The following is a 17,009-nucleotide window of genomic DNA, read 5'->3' on the forward strand; positions in this document are numbered from 1 at the left end:
TTGTTAGGACAACCACATAGTATGGTAAGACATCCAGATATGCCAAGAAAAGCATTTAAATCATTATGGGATACAGTGCAAAAAGGTGAGATATGGACAGGGTATGTAAAAAATGCCACAAAATCAGGAGGGTTTTATTGGGTATATGCAACAGTATATCCATTTGAGTCATGTGATGGTTCAAGAGGTTACATGTCTTGTAGAAGAAAAGCTAGTCCTAAAGAAATAGCTGAGGCTGAAGAACTTTATGCTATTTGGAATAAGGAAGAAGGAAGATAATCTTTCTTTCTTAAAAGCTTCAAAACTAAACTACCTTTAAATAAAATCTCTTCTAAAAACTCTATAAATATTTAATTTATCTATAATAGGTATAATAAGAAAAAATTTATTATGGAGTAAGTTTATGGACTTAATAAACTGTCCTGTATGTGAACATCAAATACTATCAAGAATTGGAACTATTTGTCCGAATTGTGGCCATACAGTAAAATATTTTGAAGGTAATAAAAAAAGAAAAGAGTATAGCAAATATTTTGCCCTATCAATTTTTGTTCCTTTTACATCATTTCTAATTGTACTATTCTCAGCAGTAAATCAAACAGCTTTTTATATTGCAGTTGCTTTATTTATAGCACTAGCTATATATACAATACCTTTAAGATACAAAAATCTATTTTTTACAAACTACGAAAGATATTTATTTTGGGGGATTTGGCTTTTAGGAAATGGCTTAATTGTAACTATGATTTACAATTTAATAAGTAAATTTTAATAAATAAAAGAAAAAGAGCGGAAAAGTTTATTAACTTTTTCCTTTTTCTTTTAACTTCTTCTTCCATTCTTTTTCGAATTTCTTTCTTTTTAAGAATGATAAATTTTCAATAAATAAATGACCTTCTAAATGTTCCATCTCATGTTGCCATGCAACAGCTAGAAAACCTTCAGCTTCCATTGTTTGTTTTTGTCCAAACCTATCATAATATTCTACTATAATATGCTCAGCCCTTTTTACATCCTCATGAAAACCAGGAACACTTAAACATCCTTCTGTAAAAACTTGTTCTCCATCTTTATGAGTAATTACAGGATTAATTGCCTCAATTAACTCTTCTTTATTTTGAATATCATTCTCATCAGGTAGATTAATAATAAGTATATTTAAAGGAATAGCAACTTGAATTGCAGCAAGTCCAACTCCATTTTGGTCAATCATTGTTTCATACATATCATCTAAAAGAGTGTGAAGTTCTTCATCGAAGTTCTCCACATCTTTAGATTTTGTTCGAAGTAATTTATTTGGATAAGTAATAACTTCTCTAATCATTATATAAATCTCTATTTGTGTTTTGAAATAACTTGGTCAACTAAACCATACTCTTTTGCTTCATTAGCACTCATAAAGTTATCTCTGTCAGTATCTCTTTCAATTGTTTCGATATCTTGACCTGTTTGCTCAGCAATCATAGCATTTAAAGTATCTTTCATTCTTTGAATCTCTTTAGCTTGAATCTGAATATCAGTTGCTTGCCCTTGAGCTCCACCTAATGGTTGGTGAATCATTATTCTAGAGTTTGGAAGAGAATATCTCTTACCTTTAACTCCAGAAGATAATAAAAATGCACCCATAGATGCTGCTTGACCAATACAAATAGTACAAACATCTGGTTTTATATAATTCATAGTATCATAAATAGACATACCACTTGTAATCACTCCACCTGGAGAGTTGATGTAAAGATAGATGTCTTTATCTGGATCTTCAGCTTCTAAGAATAAAAGCTGTGCAACAACAGTAGAAGCTACTTGGTCATTAATCTCACCGCTTAACATAATAATTCTATCTTTAAGAAGTCTTGAGTAGATGTCGTAACTTCTCTCACCTCTTCCACTTTTCTCAACTACGTATGGTATATAGCTCATTTATCTATCCTAGTTAATTATTTACCTAATTTTTCATCTAATAATTTAGAGATAACTCTCTCTTCAATCATAGACATTTTAATAGCTGGTAGGTAACCTGCTTCTTCGTATTGTTTTAATACTTCTTGTGGGTTTTGTCCCATTTGCATTGCTTCAAAGTATAATACTTGAGTAACTTCTTGATCAGATACTTCTACTTCTTCAGCTTTAGCTAATGCATCTACAATGAATGTAGCTTTTACAGAGTTTTGAGCATCTTCTTTTAACTCATCTCTCATACTTTCAACTTTAGAAGCGTCTTCTTGTAATCCTTTGATTTCATCTTCGCTTAAAGTTCTGATTTTGTTATTTAACGCATAGTTTACTTCTTGGTCAACTACAGTTGCTGGTAAAGCGAAATCTAAAGTTTCAACTAATTTTTCTAAGTAAGCTGGCTTTAACTCTTCTCTGTAGTATTTAGCTTTTGCTTCGTTAGTGATTTGCTCTTTGATTTTCTCTTTTAAAGTTTCTAAAGTTGCACCCTCTTCTTGTGGTAACATTTTAGCTGCTAACTCATCATTTAATTCAGGAGCTGTTTTTTCTTGAATTTCATGTAAAGTTACTTTAAATGTAGCTTCTTTACCTGCTAATTCTTTAGATTGGTACTCTTCTGGGAAAGTTACAACGATATCTTTATCTTCTTCATATTTCATACCAATTACTTGATCTTCAAAACCTGGAATGAAAGAACCAGAACCAATTTCTAATGTATACTTTTCAGCTTTTCCACCATCAAATGCTACACCATCAACAAAACCTTCAAAATCGATAACAGCGAAGTCACCTTCTCTTACCATTCTTTTTCTTTTGATTTTTTCTAATGGAGCTGATTGCTTAGCAATCTCTTCTAATCTTGAAGTTACTTCTTCATCAGATGCTTCTTTAGACTCAACTTCTGGTAATAATGCTTTGTAATCACCTAAATCTACATTTGGCTTAACAGCTACTTTTACTTCTACGTCAATAGAACCATCTTCGTTTTTGTCAAATTTAGAAATTGAAGGCTCACCAACCATATCTTCATTTTTAACGTCTAATTCTTTTAATCCGTCAGTTAATACAGCTCTTAATGCTTCACCTTCAGCATCTTCTACTAATTTGTCAGCATATCTTTGTTTTACTACTGCTACAGGAACTTTTCCCTTTCTAAAACCTTGGATATCCATAGTTTTTGCAGCTTGCTTAGCTAAATTGTCTAAGTTTGTTTCAATAGTTGCTTTCTCAATTTTTGCAGAAATCACTACGTTTGCGTCGTCAACTCTTTGTGCGTTAAATTCCATTAAATTTACTCCGATTGTTATAATTTAAACGAAGATTTTATCTAAAAATTACTAAGGCTTTTATAAAATACTTTTTTAAAGGAGTCCACTTGAGTTTTTTATATGAAAATGTGCTATTTTTTATGCTAATTCCAAGTCTTTTTCTATTCTTTTTGATTCTGAAAAAAGGTGACAAATTTGGTGAATATTTTAGTAAAGAAATACTAGATAAACTATCTGTTTTAAATCAATATTTTTCTAATAAATCAAGAAATATAATAATGTTTATCTCACTTATTTTTATGATTATTGCTCTTGCTAGACCAGTTACAAATGAAAAAAATATAGAAACAAATCAAAAAATAAACTCTGTCATTATTGCTATTGATGTTTCAAAATCAATGTTAGCAAATGATATATTTCCAAACAGATTATCTTTTGCAAAAGAAAAAACCATAAACTTGATTAATGAGTATAAAGAATTCGCAATAGGTGTTATAGTTTTTGCAAAAGATGCTTTTATCTTATCACCTTTAACTCAAGATTTAGAATCATTGAAAGATCTTGTAAATAATCTTGATTATTCAATCAATTTTAATAATGGCACAAATATTTATAATACAATTGAAGCAAGTAATAAACTTTTAAAAGAGTATGAAAATAAAAATATAATTCTTCTTACAGATGGTGCCAATAAAGAAAACTTTAATGATGAAATCAATCTTGCAAAGCAAAATAATATAAAAGTATTTACTATTGCAACTGCTACAAAAAAGCCAACTGCAATAAAATTGAAAAACAATGAATATTTAACAAATGATAAAAATGAGGTTGTAACCGTAGCTTTAAATGAGAGAATAAAAGAGTTATCATTAAATACAAATGCTGGATATATAAACTTTACATTGGATAATCAAGATATAAAAAAGATTAAAAATGAAATCACTAGTTCATTTTCAAATAAAGAGTTTAAATCAAAAAAACATAAAACATACACTGAACTATTTTATTATCCTTTGGCATTAAGTATTCTTTTACTGCTGATTGCTTTTTCTTCTGTACCTAAAATAAGAAAAGTTAAAACTAGCGCTAATAGTTTTTTTGTTTTATTCATTTTATTATTTATACAAGAAGATATAAAAGCTTCTATCTTTGATTTTAAGTACATTGATGAAGGAGAAAAAGCTTATAAAAATAAGGAGTATGAAAAAGCATTTGATAACTTTAATGAAATTAAGCATAGTAATGAAAAAGAGTACAATATAGCAAATAGTTTGTATAAACAAAAAAAGTTTAAAGAAGCTATTAAAAGATATAAAAATGTTAAAACAGATGATAGAAATTTAAAATTTAATAAACTGCATAATCTTGGAAATGCCTATGCTAATAATAATCAATATAAAGAAGCAATACAAAGTTATGAAGATGCCTTGAAAATTAAAAATGACAAAGAAACAAAAGAGAATTTAGAAACAATAAAAAAATATTTAAATCGGCAAAAACAAAAAGATAAAAATCATGAAAAAAATGAAAATAAAGAAAATCCTAATAACAATGAATCTAAATTAGAAAAATCTAAAAAAGAACATAAAAATAGTCAAGACAAAAATAAAGAAAACAAACAAAAACCAAATGAAAAGAAACTAGATAATAAAGAGCACATTTCTAAACAAGAAGAAGATAAATGGCTTAAAAAATTAGAGAATCAAAATAAAAAAATATTTTTACAAAAAGTACCTAGTAAAAACAATTATGAAACAAAAACAGCTTGGTAAAATCTAAAAACTTAATAGTTTTTAGATTTTCTCATTTGAAGTAATTCTCTTTGAACAGAGATATTTACTTCTTCATTTGGCTCAAAGTCTAATGAGTAGTTTCTTCCATCATAGTCAACAGAATTTAAAATAACTTTCATTGCTTCAAGTCTTGCTTTGTGCTTGTCATCACTTCTTACTATATGCCATGGAGCAGATCTTGAAGTAGTTCTTCTTAGCATTTCATATTTTTTCTCAGAGAACTCATCCCATAAATCTTGTGCTTGCATATCAACTTCTGAGAATTTCCATTGTCTTAGTGGGTCATTGATTCTTCTATCAAATCTTCTTTTTTGTTCTTCTTTTGATACAGAGAAATAAAGTTTGATTAAAATCATTCCTTGTCTTACTAGATCTTGTTCAAAATTAACAACATCTTCCATAAAAATCTCATGTTCTTCTTTTGTACAAAATCCAAAAATAGGTTCAACCATAGCTCTGTTATACCAAGATCTATCAAATAAAACCATTTCTCCACCTGTTGGGAAATGCTCAATATATCTTTGGAAGAACCATTGGTTTCTTTGTGTTTCAGTTGGCTTACCAAGTGCTACAACTCTATAATGCTTATTATTCATATATCTTGTGATTCTTCTGATTGCTCCACCTTTACCTGAAGCATCTCTACCTTCAAAAAGAATAATCATTCTTTTATTCTCTTTTTCAAGATAGTTTTGAAGTTTAATAAGTTCGATTTGGTATTTTTTTAACTCTTCTAAATCATAAATTTTTTGAATACCATAAGCCAATGTTTCTGGATGAATTTTTTTATAATCACCTAGCACATTTATCAGCTCTTCATTCTCTTTTCTAAGTTTTTCTAACTCTTCATTTACATGTGTGTTTGTTTGAGCAGTCACTTTATTTGTCTCTTCCTTCGCTTTTTTTACAACAATAGACTCTTTAAAACTCTTCATAAGTTCTAATGCTGCTTTTTTAGTAAGATTATCCTTTTTTGTATAACCTAATACTTTTACATATCTTTTTCTTTCAAATTGAAATCTAGCAATATACTTTTTTCCAAAAATTGGATGTGTTGCTTTAGATATATATAATCCACTATAATTTGTCTTTTCAAAATCACTTAAATTCATCTATTGGGCCTTTGCAAACTTATTTTCTTGTTCCATAATTTCTATCTCTTTAGTACCATCAATTAAAACTTCGTTATCTATATTTTCAATAACTTCATGAACTTTATTTGGGTATTCAATATTAGATAAAATATGTTTTATACAATTTAATCTAGCTTTCTTTTTATTATCACTTCTAATTACTGTCCATGGTGCATGTTCAGAGTTTGAAGCCATAAGCATTGAAAACTTAGCTACTGTATATTTATCCCATAGATTTTGTGATTCTTTATCAACTGGTGAAAGTTTGTACTGTTTTAATGGGTCAACTTCTCTTTTTTTGAATCTTCTAGCTTGTTCTTTTTTTGACACTGAAAAATAAAATTTCATTAGAATAATTCCTGATTTTACTAACATTTTTTCAAACTCAGGAACTTCTCTTAAAAACTCATGATGTTCTTCTGTAGAACAGAATCCCATAACAGGTTCAACACCTGCTCTGTTATACCAAGACCTATCAAATAAAACTATTTCTCCTGCACTTGGAAGATGTTTTGTATATCTTTGGAAATACCACTGAGTCTTTTCAATATCACTAGGTTTTTCAAGAGCAACAACTCTTGCTCCCCTTGGATTTAAATGCTCAGTAATTCTTTTGATAGTACCACCTTTTCCAGCAGCATCTCTTCCTTCAAAAATCATTAAAAGTTTTAATCCTTTATCTTTTACATGATTTTGAAGTTTTAAAAGTTCAATCTGTAAAGAAGTAAGTTCTCTTTCATACTCTAAAGTCTCTTTCTTTACCCAGATTTGAACTTTTTTACCTTTTTGTCTAAGTTCAGTTCTTTTTCTATTTTTATTTACATAGTCATGTTTTATATCATCATGTGTATCAATCTCATCCATGTCTTTGAATTCTTCGTTAATGATATCTCTTTCTTGCCCCATTATCCACCTTTTTAAATCATGATAGTCTCATTTTATAGTCATTATATCCAAAATTGTTTACAACTTGGTAACAATCATTGTTCTTTTTTAATACTATAGATGGTAACTTAATTCCATTAAATGTAGTAGTTTTTACCATAGTATAATGAATCATATCTTCTAAAATAATTCTATCCCCTACTTTTAACTCATCATCAAAAGAGTAATCCCCTATTACATCACCAGCCAAACAAGTATTACCAGCAAATCTATAAGTATATTTTTTTTCATTTGCAAGACCACTATTTCTAACATCAGGTCTATATGGCATTGCTAATGTATCAGGCATATGTGCTTCAGCAGATGTATCTAAGATGGCTATTTTCATTCCATTATCAACAATATCTAATACTGTTGCACTTAGGTATCCAGTTTGCCAACCAACTGCTTCACCTGGTTCTAAATATACTTCTAAATGAGGATATCTTTTTTTGAAGCTTTTTAAAACTTCAATTAATCTATCTACATCATAATCAACTCTAGTGATATGATGACCACCTCCAAAATTTACCCATTTCATAGAAGGAAGGAATTCACCAAAATTTTTCTCAAAATTTGCTAAAGCACCTTCTAAAACATCAACATTTTGTTCACAAAGTGCATGAAAGTGTAACCCATCAATCCCTTCTAATTCATCTTCTTGGAAATTTGCTTTAGTAATACCAAGTCTTGAAAATGGTGCGCAAGGGTTATATAAATCAACCTCAACAGATGAGTATTCAGGATTTACTCTAAGTCCTAATGATGTTTTTCCTATTGCTTTTTCTTTAAATCTTTTTAATTGAGAAAAAGAGTTAAAAACTACATGATTTGATAAAGATACAATCTCATCAAACTCTTCATCTTTAAAAGCAGGAGAATAAGTATGAACTTCTCCACCAAACTCTTCTTTTGCAAGAATTGCTTCATGTAATCCTGAAGCACAACATCCTTTTAAATATTTTCTACAAATATCAAAAGTACTAAAAAGTGCAAATCCTTTTAAAGCAAGAAGTATATTTACTTCTGCTTCATCCTGTACTCTTTTTAGTGTTTCTAAATTTTTAATTAGTAATGCTTCTTCACAAACAAAAGCTGGGCTTGGAAGCTCTTCATTTTTAATAAGGTTATTATTCTTCAAGTGGTTCAAAATCCTCTTTACCTACGCCACAATCAGGACATTCCCAATCTTCAGGAATATCCTCAAATGCTGTACCTGGTTCAATCCCACTATCAGGATCACCTTTTTCTGGGTCATATACATAGTCACATACTGTACAAATATATTTTTGCATTTTATATCCTTTATATTTGATATAAACTATTATACAACTACTTTAAATAATAAAGTACTTAAATAAAGCACTTATTTTTATTATTTTACTCTGTTGGTAAATCTAATATTTTCCAAGGTAAACCTTGAGTCATTAACTCATCCATAAATGGTTTAGCATCAAACTCTTCAATATTAAATACACCTTTACCATCCCAGATACCTTTATAAAGCATCTTTGTTCCAATCATTGCAGGAACTCCTGTAGTATAAGAAACTGCTTGTGCTCCTGTTTCTTTATAACACTCTTGATGGTCACATACATTGTAAATATAAACTTTTTTCTTTTGTCCGTCTTTGTAACCTTCTATAATACAACCAATATTTGTTTTACCAACAGTTCTTGGTCCTAATGAAGCTGGATCTGGTAATAGTGTAGTTAAAAACTCTATTGGAGTGATTTCTACACCTTTGTGCATAACTGGTTCAATACCTAACATACCAACATTTTGTAAACAGTTCATGTGTTGAATATAAGAATCTCCAAATGTCATAAAGAATCTAATTCTTTTTAAACCTTTAATATTTTTAGATAGTGATTCTAACTCTTCATGGTATAAAAGGTATGAAGGTTTTACTCCAACTTCTGGATAATCATGGTCAACTCTAATTTCTAAAGGTTTAGTCTCTACCCATTCACCATTTTCCCAGTATCTACCATTTGCAGACACTTCTCTTAAGTTAATTTCTGGGTTAAAGTTTGTAGCAAATGGATATCCATGGTCACCTGCATTACAATCCATAATATCAATATAGTTTATTTCATCAAATAAGTTTTGTTGAGCATATGCACAAAATACACCTGTTACACCTGGGTCAAATCCTGAACCTAATAAAGCTTTAATTCCAGCTTTTTCAAATTGCTCATTTCTTGCCCATTGTTCTTTGTATTCAAACTTTGCTTCATCTGGGTGTTCATAGTTAGCAGTATCTACATAATCAACTCCACACTCAGTACAAGCATCCATGATTGTTAAGTCTTGATAAGGAAGTGCAACATTTAGCACCACTTTTGGATTTACTTTTTTAATTAATTCAACTAGTTCAGGAATATTATCAGCATCTACAGACGCAGTATCAATATCAACACCTTGATTCTTTTTTATATCAGCAGCTATAGCATCACACTTAGAAACTGTTCTTGATGCTAAAGTGATTTTCTCAAATGTATCAATATTCATAGCACACTTTACAGTAGCCACTCTACTTACTCCACCTGCACCGATGATTAAAATACCTTTTTTATCCATTTTTTTCTCCAAATTAATATATGCGATATTATAAACTTTTTTTAGTAAATAACAATTGAATTTTAAATTTGATTTTAATTAATTTATTTTATACTATATTTTAAGAAAATTACGATATGATTTCACACATTTTTTTATGGGGATGATATGGCTTCGATTAGAGCATTGAGGCTTGATTGCATGTCGGCCTGAGCATGCCGTTACGCGGCTCATTTTTTTTAGACGCAAACAATACAAATTACGCTCCAGCTTACGCTAAAGCTGCGTAAGTTTAACAACTTATAATAAGCTCCCTTCGGGTTGAGCTTTCGGAGGTTCACTCTGTAGATTCTATCTATGCAGAATATAGTGGATTCACCCAGATAGATTACCAAAGAGAGATTGATCGAATTTCTTTGGGACATCCTTAGATCTTAGCTTTTTAGTTGCCTTGCAGGTTGAGCTGCTAGAAAGTGAAACTTTTCAACCTCACTAAGCATGTAGACGTCAAGAGTAGATGTTTTAAGACTCCGGTTCGATCCCGGACATCTCCACCAAAATAATAAATAAAAGTTTTATAAATCAACTTTTATTCTCAATATTTATCAAAAACTTTTTTATTAGGTTTTACTAACATAGTTAAATTATCGTTTATATACCTAACTTCAAAAATTTCAAGATATTTGATTAAAGCTCCTAGCTTATTAAAGCCATGGTTAATTGGTGAGAAAGAACTATTTTGACTGATATATAAACCTACATCTTTTAAATCAGCCCATCCATTATCACCTGATACTTGTTCAACTGCATCAAGAAGAGACTTTTTTAGATTTTTATCTTTTTTTGCATCATAGTCATTACCTTTATAACTAATTTTAAAATCATATTTATATTCACTTTTATCATCAAGTACTTGACCTTTTTCTTGTAGTTGAATAAACTTCTCTACATAGATAAATTGAGAACAAGCTTTTACTAATGCATCTGGTGTTTTTTCTTCTCCATATCCAAGTACAGTTTTAGCATCAGATAATATCCTAGCAACTAGTGGAGTAAAATCACTATCACTTGTAATCAAAGCAACTATATCAATATCTTTTGTATATATTGAATCCATAACATCAATTACTATTGCAATATCTGAAGCATTTTTATTATTTGTGTATGCAAACTGCTGATAAGGTTGAATACTATAGTCTAATAAAACATTTTCCCAACCATTTAGATGTCTACTTGACCAGTCTCCATATGCTTTTCTTATAGTGATTTTTCCATATTGAGATAGATCTTTAAAAATACTATCTATATATTTTGCACTAACGTTATCACAATCAATAAACATTGCAATATTTTTTTGTTGATTATTTCCCATTGATAAAATATCCTCAAATTTATATAGTTTAGATTTTATCTAAAATCTATTTGAAGTAAAATGTTTTTTGAATTTTTGGCTAAATATAAGTATTTATTTAAACTTTATAATAATATAATAATTATTTATATCAAAAGGTTAAATATGATATCAGTTGAATTTATTATTCTATTTATACTTATTGTTATTATTGGATTTATATTTAAATCACCAATAGTAAAAGGAATTATTGGAGAAAAAAGTGTATATATAGTTTTAAATAATTTATTAAATAAAGAAAAATATTTTATAATGCAAGATATAACCCTAGAAAAAAAAGATGATACAACGCAAATTGACCTTATAGTATTTTCCATCTATGGAATTTTTGTTATAGAAGTAAAAAACTACAAAGGTTGGATTTTTGGAAATACAAACCAAAAAACTTGGACTCAAAGTATATATAAAAAGAAAAATAAATTTCAAAATCCTTTATATCAAAATTATAAGCATATAAAATTTTTAGAGGAAACTTTAAATATTTCTATGAATAATATATTTAAAAATGTAGTTGTTTTTACAGGTGATAGTAAATTTAAAACTAAACTTCCAAATAATATTTGCACTATACCTAATTTAGTTCTATATATTCAGAGTTTTAATAAACCTATACTATCAAGAAAAGATGTTGTAGAGCAGTAGAGCATATGAACAAAGTTAAGAAGTATAGATTAGACAAAGGTGTTAAAACAAATATCAGACATATTAATAATATAAAATCAAAACATAACAAATTGCAATAAAATCAAAACAATCAAAATTTTTTTGTTAAAATATAAAAAACAATAAAAAGGTTCATTTTATGGAAGGTAAGATTTTGGTTACTTACAAAATACTATGCAAGTCTGATTTCAATTTAGAAATTACTTTAGAGCAGTTACTTGCTAATGAAAAAGTTGCAAAGACAATTAAAAGTGAATTTGCAAAAGGCATTAGGAATATTGGATTAAATATAAAAAATAGTGAATGTAAACTAAAAATAGAAACACAAAAAGAGTTATATCAATTTGAAGCAAGAAAAGATGACTTTGCTGATTTAGTTAGTCTTGCAGAAGAAGATGCAAACACAAGAAAATTAAATAGAAAAGATTCTATTGGTATTGAACTTGTAGATATTGAAACAATAAAAGAGTGATTTATCTTGGATAACTACGAAAAGATTTATTTTGAAAACTACTATGAGATAGATGATAATTTTACTTTTTCACTAAAAGATTTCAATAAAGTGAAAAACAACTCTTTATTCAAAAAAGATTTTGCCGTTATTACTGCATTTAATCCTCAAAATGAACTTCTATCTTGTATTAAAAATCAAGATAGGCATATATTATTTAGAAAAGACATAGAGTCTAAGAAACTTGAGTTTTTGGATGCTAGAGGCTACTTAGATGATCATAGTGAAGATGGTTATTTAATTTTTAATATAAGTTTTGAAAACTCAATAAAACTTGCATTAAAGTATGAACAGTATGCAATATTTTATAACCATTGTCAAACTAAAAAAATTGGTTACTATATGTGTAGTTCAAAACTTCCAATTATTGAAAAAACCTATTAGACACTATTTTTATTCTAATATTAAAGTTTATTATATATACTAATCAAAAATACAATAAGGAAATAAAATGAAAAAGATACTAATTTCTGCTTTTTTACTGACAGCTTTTATTAATTCAGCATATGCCCTTAGTTGGTCTCAACTAAAAAGTTGGACAAATAAAGATATTGAGCCAGATGTTAAATATAATATCGAAACAGAAGGTTATAATGTAAGAGTTTATGAGTTTACACCACTTAGTGATCCAGGAAGCACTTGTATTATGACATTTACAAATGAAAAAATGGGAATGTTTTGTTTTAATAAATCAAAAGATGCAATAAAGAAAAAATAGAAGTTTAAACTTCTATTTTTTAAGATGACTTCTTTCTGTCATAATAATATACAAACATTAAAGAAACTAAACCAAAAACTGCAATAGAACTTAACATAAGATATAAGTTTTCCATCAAAATCCCCTTTTATAATACCATTTGATTATTTAATAAAAATTTTATCATTATAGATTAGATTTTTCAACACTTTTTTTATATTTTATAACAACAGTAATAACATTGTAACAAAATTACATATTTTGTGCTAATGTCTCTTTTGCATCCTCAAAACTTAAAGGTTTAGAATAAAAATACCCTTGTCCAATTTCACATCCTAAATCAGCTAATGTATCTTCTTGTTCTGGATACTCTATTCCTTCAGCAACAGTTTTATATCCTAGACTTTTAGATAGAGCTATTATTGCTTTTGATATTTGTAAATTACTATTATTTTTAGGAATATTATCAATAAAAGCTTTATCAATTTTGATTGTTTCTACAGGAAGTTTAGATAGATAACTCATAGAAGAATAACCTGTACCAAAATCATCAATAGACATTTTAAAACCTAGAGATTTTAATTCATTTAGCATTTTGATACTATCTTCACCAAAATCCATAATATATCTTTCAGTTAACTCAAGCTCAATTTGATTAGGTTTTATACCAACCTCATTAATAATAGATTTTACTTTACTTAAAAAATCAGCTGATCTAAACTGTACACTTGAAATATTAATAGCTATATACTCAAGTGTTCTATCAATCTCTTTAAACTTCATGAAGTCTTCACATGCTTTCTTAAAAATAAACTCCCCTATTGGCACAATCAATCCTGTATCTTCAGCAACTGGAATAAATGAAGCAGGAGAAACAAATCCAAGTTTTTCACAATCCCATCTAACTAAAGCTTCAAAGGATTTAGTCTTTTTAGAATGTAAATCATACTGAGGTTGATAGTTTAAATATAGTTCGTTTTTCTCAACTGCTTGTTTTAAAGCTTGTTCTATTACTAGCTGATCATGAACATCTTCAGATAACTTCTCATCATAATACTCAAAAGTATCTTTACCTTGTTTTTTTGCGTAATACATTGCTGTATCAGCATTTTTAATAAGAGTTTGCATATCTTTTCCATCATCTGGATACATAGCAACACCAATACTAGCACTCGTATTTAACTTGAAATTATCAATTTTAACAGGTTGCTTTACTATCTCTAAAATCTTTTCACATACAAAGGCTGCACTACTTTTATTTTTTGCTGATTCTAGTACTATTACGAACTCATCACCACCCATTCTTGCTAACATATCAGATTGTCTTAAAACAGATTTTATTCTAGATGAAACTTCAATTAATAATTTATCACCAATATTGTGCCCTAAAGTATCATTAATAATTTTGAATCTATCTAAATCTAAGAAAAGAAGTGAAATCGAATAATTATTTCTTTTTGATACATCAATAACATGATTTAAATGCTCTTCAAGCATAACTCTATTTGGTAAAGAAGTTAAACTATCATGGTACGCTAAAAAATCAGCTTTTTCTTGAGTATCTATAATCTCTTGAAGATTAGTATGTATTGAGATATATTTAAGAATTTTACCCTCTTTATTTCTTACAGCCGTTATATTTAACCAAGTAGGAATTAAAGTACCATCTTTTGCGATATCACTAACTTTTCCTTTAAAGTGTCCATATTTATTTAGATGACTTAAAACTTTTTTATAGAACATCTTATCTTGTCTATTTGTAGTAAGAACATTAGGTTTAGTTCCTATTAACTCTTTTATAGAATATCCAGAGATAGTCTCGTAAGCTTTATTAGCATTGATAATATCACCACTTCTATCAATAATAAGAATTCCTTCTTGAGTATTTTCAAATACAATAGCAGACTCTTTTAATTCTTGTTGCTGTCTAATATATTTTGTAATATCAAGTTTAATTGCAAGATAGTTTATAACTTCACCATTTAAAAAGATTGGAACGATAGAAGCTTTTTCATAGAAAATAGTACCATCTTTTCTTTTATTTATAAACTCACCTTCCCACTTCTCACCTCTACTTAGATTTTCATCTAGCTCTTTATATCTACTTTGTGGTGTCAATCCTGACTGTAATACTTTTGGTTTATTACCTAAAACTTCAGATTTTTCATACCCTGAGTTACTTTCAAAAATCTCATTTACATATAAAATATTTTTATTTGCATCTGTTAATACAACAGAGTTATCACTATGTTGAACAGCATATTTAAATGCTTGTAATTCATTTTGAATTTTTAAGGTATTTAAATATAGTTTTATCATCACAATAATCAAAATTACAGAAAAAATAAAAAACATAAGAGCAATAATCAACTGATGAAACATCTCTTTATCATGACTAATTTCTAAACTGTTAACGGTTCTAGTTATACTTGCATTTAAATCAATTTCATTAGATTTTTTTAATATCACAGCAAGCTCTTTTTTTAACTCTAAAACTTTTAAAGTATGTTTTACAAAATAGTCTATTTTTTTATCACTACTTAGTTCAGTAAGCCTTGAAACATGCTCTTTTATAACTTTTTCATTCTCATTTACATTTACATAATCTTGAACTAATAAAAAAATTACTTGACTAACTTCAGCTTTAATTTTTTTATCGAAATTACTATCTTTAGTAATACTACTATTTAAATCAAATAGATAATGTATAGAGTTAAGCCTTGTTGAATGCCTTGATTTATAATCTTCAATCAACTCAGATTTTTTTAAATAATCTATTTGTATATCTTTTAGCAAAAAAGTAAAGTTATTTCCAAAATCTTTTTTTATATCACTTTTTTCTAAAAATGATAATTGTTCTTCAAATTCATTTGTTTTTGATACGATATAATCAAAATTTATTAATTTACTATTTTTATGAAAGAAATTTGTAAAGTCTTTTTCTATAAGTAAAAGACTTATTAAACTATTTTTATAACTATCGTAGTTTTTTACGCTATTTTCTATTTTGAACAAATATAAAAAAAGACCTGATAATAATAGCGATGTTATAACTATTGAAGATATAAAAATACTCTTTGCTTTTAAAAACATTATTTCATACCTTCTTTAGGAAACTCACCTGATAGTGAATTTAAAAAGCTTACTATTTTATTAATTTGTTCATCACTTATTGGTCTACCTATTTGATAAAGAGCCATCATTTTTACTGCATCATGTAGACTATAAGTTCTTCCATCATGAAAGTAAGGAGCCGTATGTTCTATATTTCTTAAGGTTGGTACTTTGAAATAGTATTTATCTTTCTCTTTTTTTGTAACATTGTATCTTCCAAAATTTCCACTTAAAGCATCTTGCATAACACCAAATTTACTATATAAATTCCCTCCCACATTTACGCCATTATGACAAGCAATACAACCCTTGTTTTTAAAAAGCTCATAACCTTCTTTTTGTTCTTTTGTAATAGCATTTACATCGCCTTTTAAGTATTTATCAAAGGGCGAATTAGGAGTAATCAAAGTTTTTTCAAATTCAGCAATAGAGTTTACAATATTTTTTCTAGTAATCCCATCTTTAAATATCTCATCAAAAAGGGCTTTATATTCAGTATTATTTAGCTTATTAACTAATACTTTAAAATTACTTCCCATCTCAATAGGATTTTCAATTGGTCCTAAAGCCTGTTCGTGTAAAGTTTTTGCTCTACCATCCCAAAATTGCCTAAAATTAAATACAGCATTTAGAACTGTAGGCGTATTAATATCACCTACTTTGCCATCAATACCAACTGCAAAAACCATATTATCATCTCCACCATCACTTAAAATATGACATGAAGCACAAGAGATACTATTGTCTAAAGATAATCTTTTATCATTAAAAAGCTTTTCACCAAGTTTTGCTTTATTGATATTAATATCTAAATTAGTAGGTATAGGCTGTATATTTGAGCCATTTAAAAAAGTACAAATTAAAATTATTATTAAAAAAGATAGTTTAAAAATGTTATTTACCTTCGTTATTTTTATAGTTAGTATTATAGTACTATTTTACTTTATTGTTAAATAAACTTATATATATTTCAAAGCTAA

Annotated in this window: 18 protein-coding genes and 1 other RNA gene; 8 read left to right on the forward strand and 11 right to left on the reverse strand. The window is 27.9% G+C overall.

Annotated features, from left to right (window positions below):
- Both ACH5BF_RS07020 and ACH5BF_RS07025 read left to right on the forward strand, forming a co-directional pair.
- Nucleotides 1-279: PAS domain-containing protein (locus ACH5BF_RS07020; protein ID WP_423273503.1), on the forward strand; the 279-nt coding region annotated here is incomplete at its 5' end.
- A 124-nt stretch (nucleotides 280-403) separates the two neighbouring features.
- Nucleotides 404-772, forward strand: coding sequence for a hypothetical protein (locus ACH5BF_RS07025; protein WP_423273504.1), 369 nt, complete (start codon nucleotides 404-406; stop codon nucleotides 770-772).
- Nucleotides 773-802: 30 nt separating this feature from the next.
- Here ACH5BF_RS07025 and def read toward each other — a convergent pair whose 3' ends face one another.
- The 3 genes from def to tig are packed head-to-tail and all read right to left on the reverse strand — an operon-like array spanning nucleotide 803 to nucleotide 3,239.
- Nucleotides 803-1,324: a peptide deformylase gene (gene def / locus ACH5BF_RS07030; RefSeq protein WP_423273505.1), complete on the reverse strand. Its 522-nt coding sequence runs from the start codon at nucleotides 1,322-1,324 to the stop codon at nucleotides 803-805.
- Between the two features lie 11 nt (nucleotides 1,325-1,335).
- A complete protein-coding gene (clpP, locus tag ACH5BF_RS07035; RefSeq protein ID WP_423273506.1) occupies nucleotides 1,336-1,920 on the reverse strand; it encodes an ATP-dependent Clp endopeptidase proteolytic subunit ClpP in 585 nt (194 codons plus the stop codon).
- Nucleotides 1,921-1,937: 17 nt separating this feature from the next.
- Nucleotides 1,938-3,239, reverse strand: a complete 1,302-nt coding sequence (gene tig, locus ACH5BF_RS07040; protein ID WP_423273507.1) for a trigger factor — start codon at nucleotides 3,237-3,239, stop codon at nucleotides 1,938-1,940.
- An 89-nt stretch (nucleotides 3,240-3,328) separates the two neighbouring features.
- Between tig and ACH5BF_RS07045 the strand changes: the two genes are divergently transcribed.
- On the forward strand, nucleotides 3,329-4,993 hold the full coding sequence (locus tag ACH5BF_RS07045; RefSeq protein ID WP_423273508.1) for a VWA domain-containing protein: 1,665 nt from the start codon (nucleotides 3,329-3,331) through the stop codon (nucleotides 4,991-4,993).
- Between the two features lie 11 nt (nucleotides 4,994-5,004).
- Here the strand turns inward: ACH5BF_RS07045 and ppk2 (ACH5BF_RS07050) are convergent, their stop codons facing one another.
- The 5 genes from ppk2 (ACH5BF_RS07050) to ACH5BF_RS07070 form a co-directional block, all read right to left on the reverse strand.
- The gene (gene ppk2, locus ACH5BF_RS07050; RefSeq protein ID WP_423273509.1) at nucleotides 5,005-6,126 is read right to left on the reverse strand and encodes a polyphosphate kinase 2; all 1,122 of its coding nucleotides are present in this window, start codon (nucleotides 6,124-6,126) and stop codon (nucleotides 5,005-5,007) included.
- Complete coding sequence (gene ppk2, locus ACH5BF_RS07055) at nucleotides 6,127-7,053, reverse strand: polyphosphate kinase 2 (RefSeq protein WP_423273510.1); 927 nt, start codon at nucleotides 7,051-7,053, stop codon at nucleotides 6,127-6,129. It abuts the gene before it with no gap.
- A gap of 16 nt (nucleotides 7,054-7,069) precedes the next feature.
- Entirely contained in the window at nucleotides 7,070-8,212 is a 1,143-nt protein-coding gene (gene nspC / locus ACH5BF_RS07060) for a carboxynorspermidine decarboxylase (protein ID WP_423273511.1), read from the reverse strand.
- Nucleotides 8,202-8,366 carry a rubredoxin gene (rd, locus tag ACH5BF_RS07065; protein WP_423273512.1) on the reverse strand — a complete coding sequence of 55 codons (165 nt, stop codon included), beginning with the start codon at nucleotides 8,364-8,366 and terminating at the stop codon, nucleotides 8,202-8,204. The genes nspC and rd overlap by 11 nt, the downstream gene beginning before the upstream one ends.
- Before the next feature lie 85 nt (nucleotides 8,367-8,451).
- Nucleotides 8,452-9,654 (reverse strand): saccharopine dehydrogenase family protein, encoded by a 1,203-nt coding sequence (locus ACH5BF_RS07070; RefSeq protein ID WP_423273513.1) that lies wholly within the window; start codon nucleotides 9,652-9,654, stop codon nucleotides 8,452-8,454.
- Nucleotides 9,655-9,792: 138 nt separating this feature from the next.
- Here ACH5BF_RS07070 and ssrA point away from each other — a divergent pair.
- Nucleotides 9,793-10,190, forward strand: a transfer-messenger RNA (tmRNA) gene (gene ssrA, locus ACH5BF_RS07075).
- Nucleotides 10,191-10,228: 38 nt separating this feature from the next.
- Here the strand turns inward: ssrA and ACH5BF_RS07080 are convergent.
- Nucleotides 10,229-11,005, reverse strand: coding sequence for an NYN domain-containing protein (locus ACH5BF_RS07080; protein ID WP_423273514.1), 777 nt, complete (start codon nucleotides 11,003-11,005; stop codon nucleotides 10,229-10,231).
- Nucleotides 11,006-11,149: 144 nt separating this feature from the next.
- Here ACH5BF_RS07080 and ACH5BF_RS07085 point away from each other — a divergent pair, with 144 nt between their 5' ends.
- The 4 genes from ACH5BF_RS07085 (at nucleotide 11,150) to ACH5BF_RS07100 (ending at nucleotide 12,936) form a co-directional block, all read left to right on the forward strand.
- Entirely contained in the window at nucleotides 11,150-11,686 is a 537-nt protein-coding gene (locus ACH5BF_RS07085; protein WP_423273515.1) for a nuclease-related domain-containing protein, read from the forward strand.
- 160 nt (nucleotides 11,687-11,846) lie between these two features.
- Nucleotides 11,847-12,179, forward strand: coding sequence for a hypothetical protein (locus tag ACH5BF_RS07090; protein ID WP_423273516.1), 333 nt, complete (start codon nucleotides 11,847-11,849; stop codon nucleotides 12,177-12,179).
- Between the two features lie 6 nt (nucleotides 12,180-12,185).
- The gene (locus tag ACH5BF_RS07095) at nucleotides 12,186-12,602 is read left to right on the forward strand and encodes a DUF3293 domain-containing protein (RefSeq protein ID WP_423273517.1); all 417 of its coding nucleotides are present in this window, start codon (nucleotides 12,186-12,188) and stop codon (nucleotides 12,600-12,602) included.
- Nucleotides 12,603-12,669: 67 nt separating this feature from the next.
- A complete protein-coding gene (locus ACH5BF_RS07100; RefSeq protein ID WP_423273518.1) occupies nucleotides 12,670-12,936 on the forward strand; it encodes a hypothetical protein in 267 nt (88 codons plus the stop codon).
- Between the two features lie 231 nt (nucleotides 12,937-13,167).
- Here the strand turns inward: ACH5BF_RS07100 and ACH5BF_RS07105 are convergent, their stop codons facing one another.
- Nucleotides 13,168-16,008: an EAL domain-containing protein gene (locus tag ACH5BF_RS07105; RefSeq protein WP_423273519.1), complete on the reverse strand. Its 2,841-nt coding sequence runs from the start codon at nucleotides 16,006-16,008 to the stop codon at nucleotides 13,168-13,170.
- Nucleotides 16,008-16,922, reverse strand: a complete 915-nt coding sequence (locus ACH5BF_RS07110) for a cytochrome-c peroxidase (RefSeq protein WP_423273699.1) — start codon at nucleotides 16,920-16,922, stop codon at nucleotides 16,008-16,010. The genes ACH5BF_RS07105 and ACH5BF_RS07110 overlap by 1 nt, the downstream gene beginning before the upstream one ends.
- Between the last annotated feature and the right edge of the window lie 87 nt (nucleotides 16,923-17,009).

It is taken from the genome of Arcobacter pernae (assembly GCF_049472135.1).
Taxonomy (GTDB): Bacteria; Campylobacterota; Campylobacteria; order Campylobacterales; family Arcobacteraceae; genus Arcobacter_B.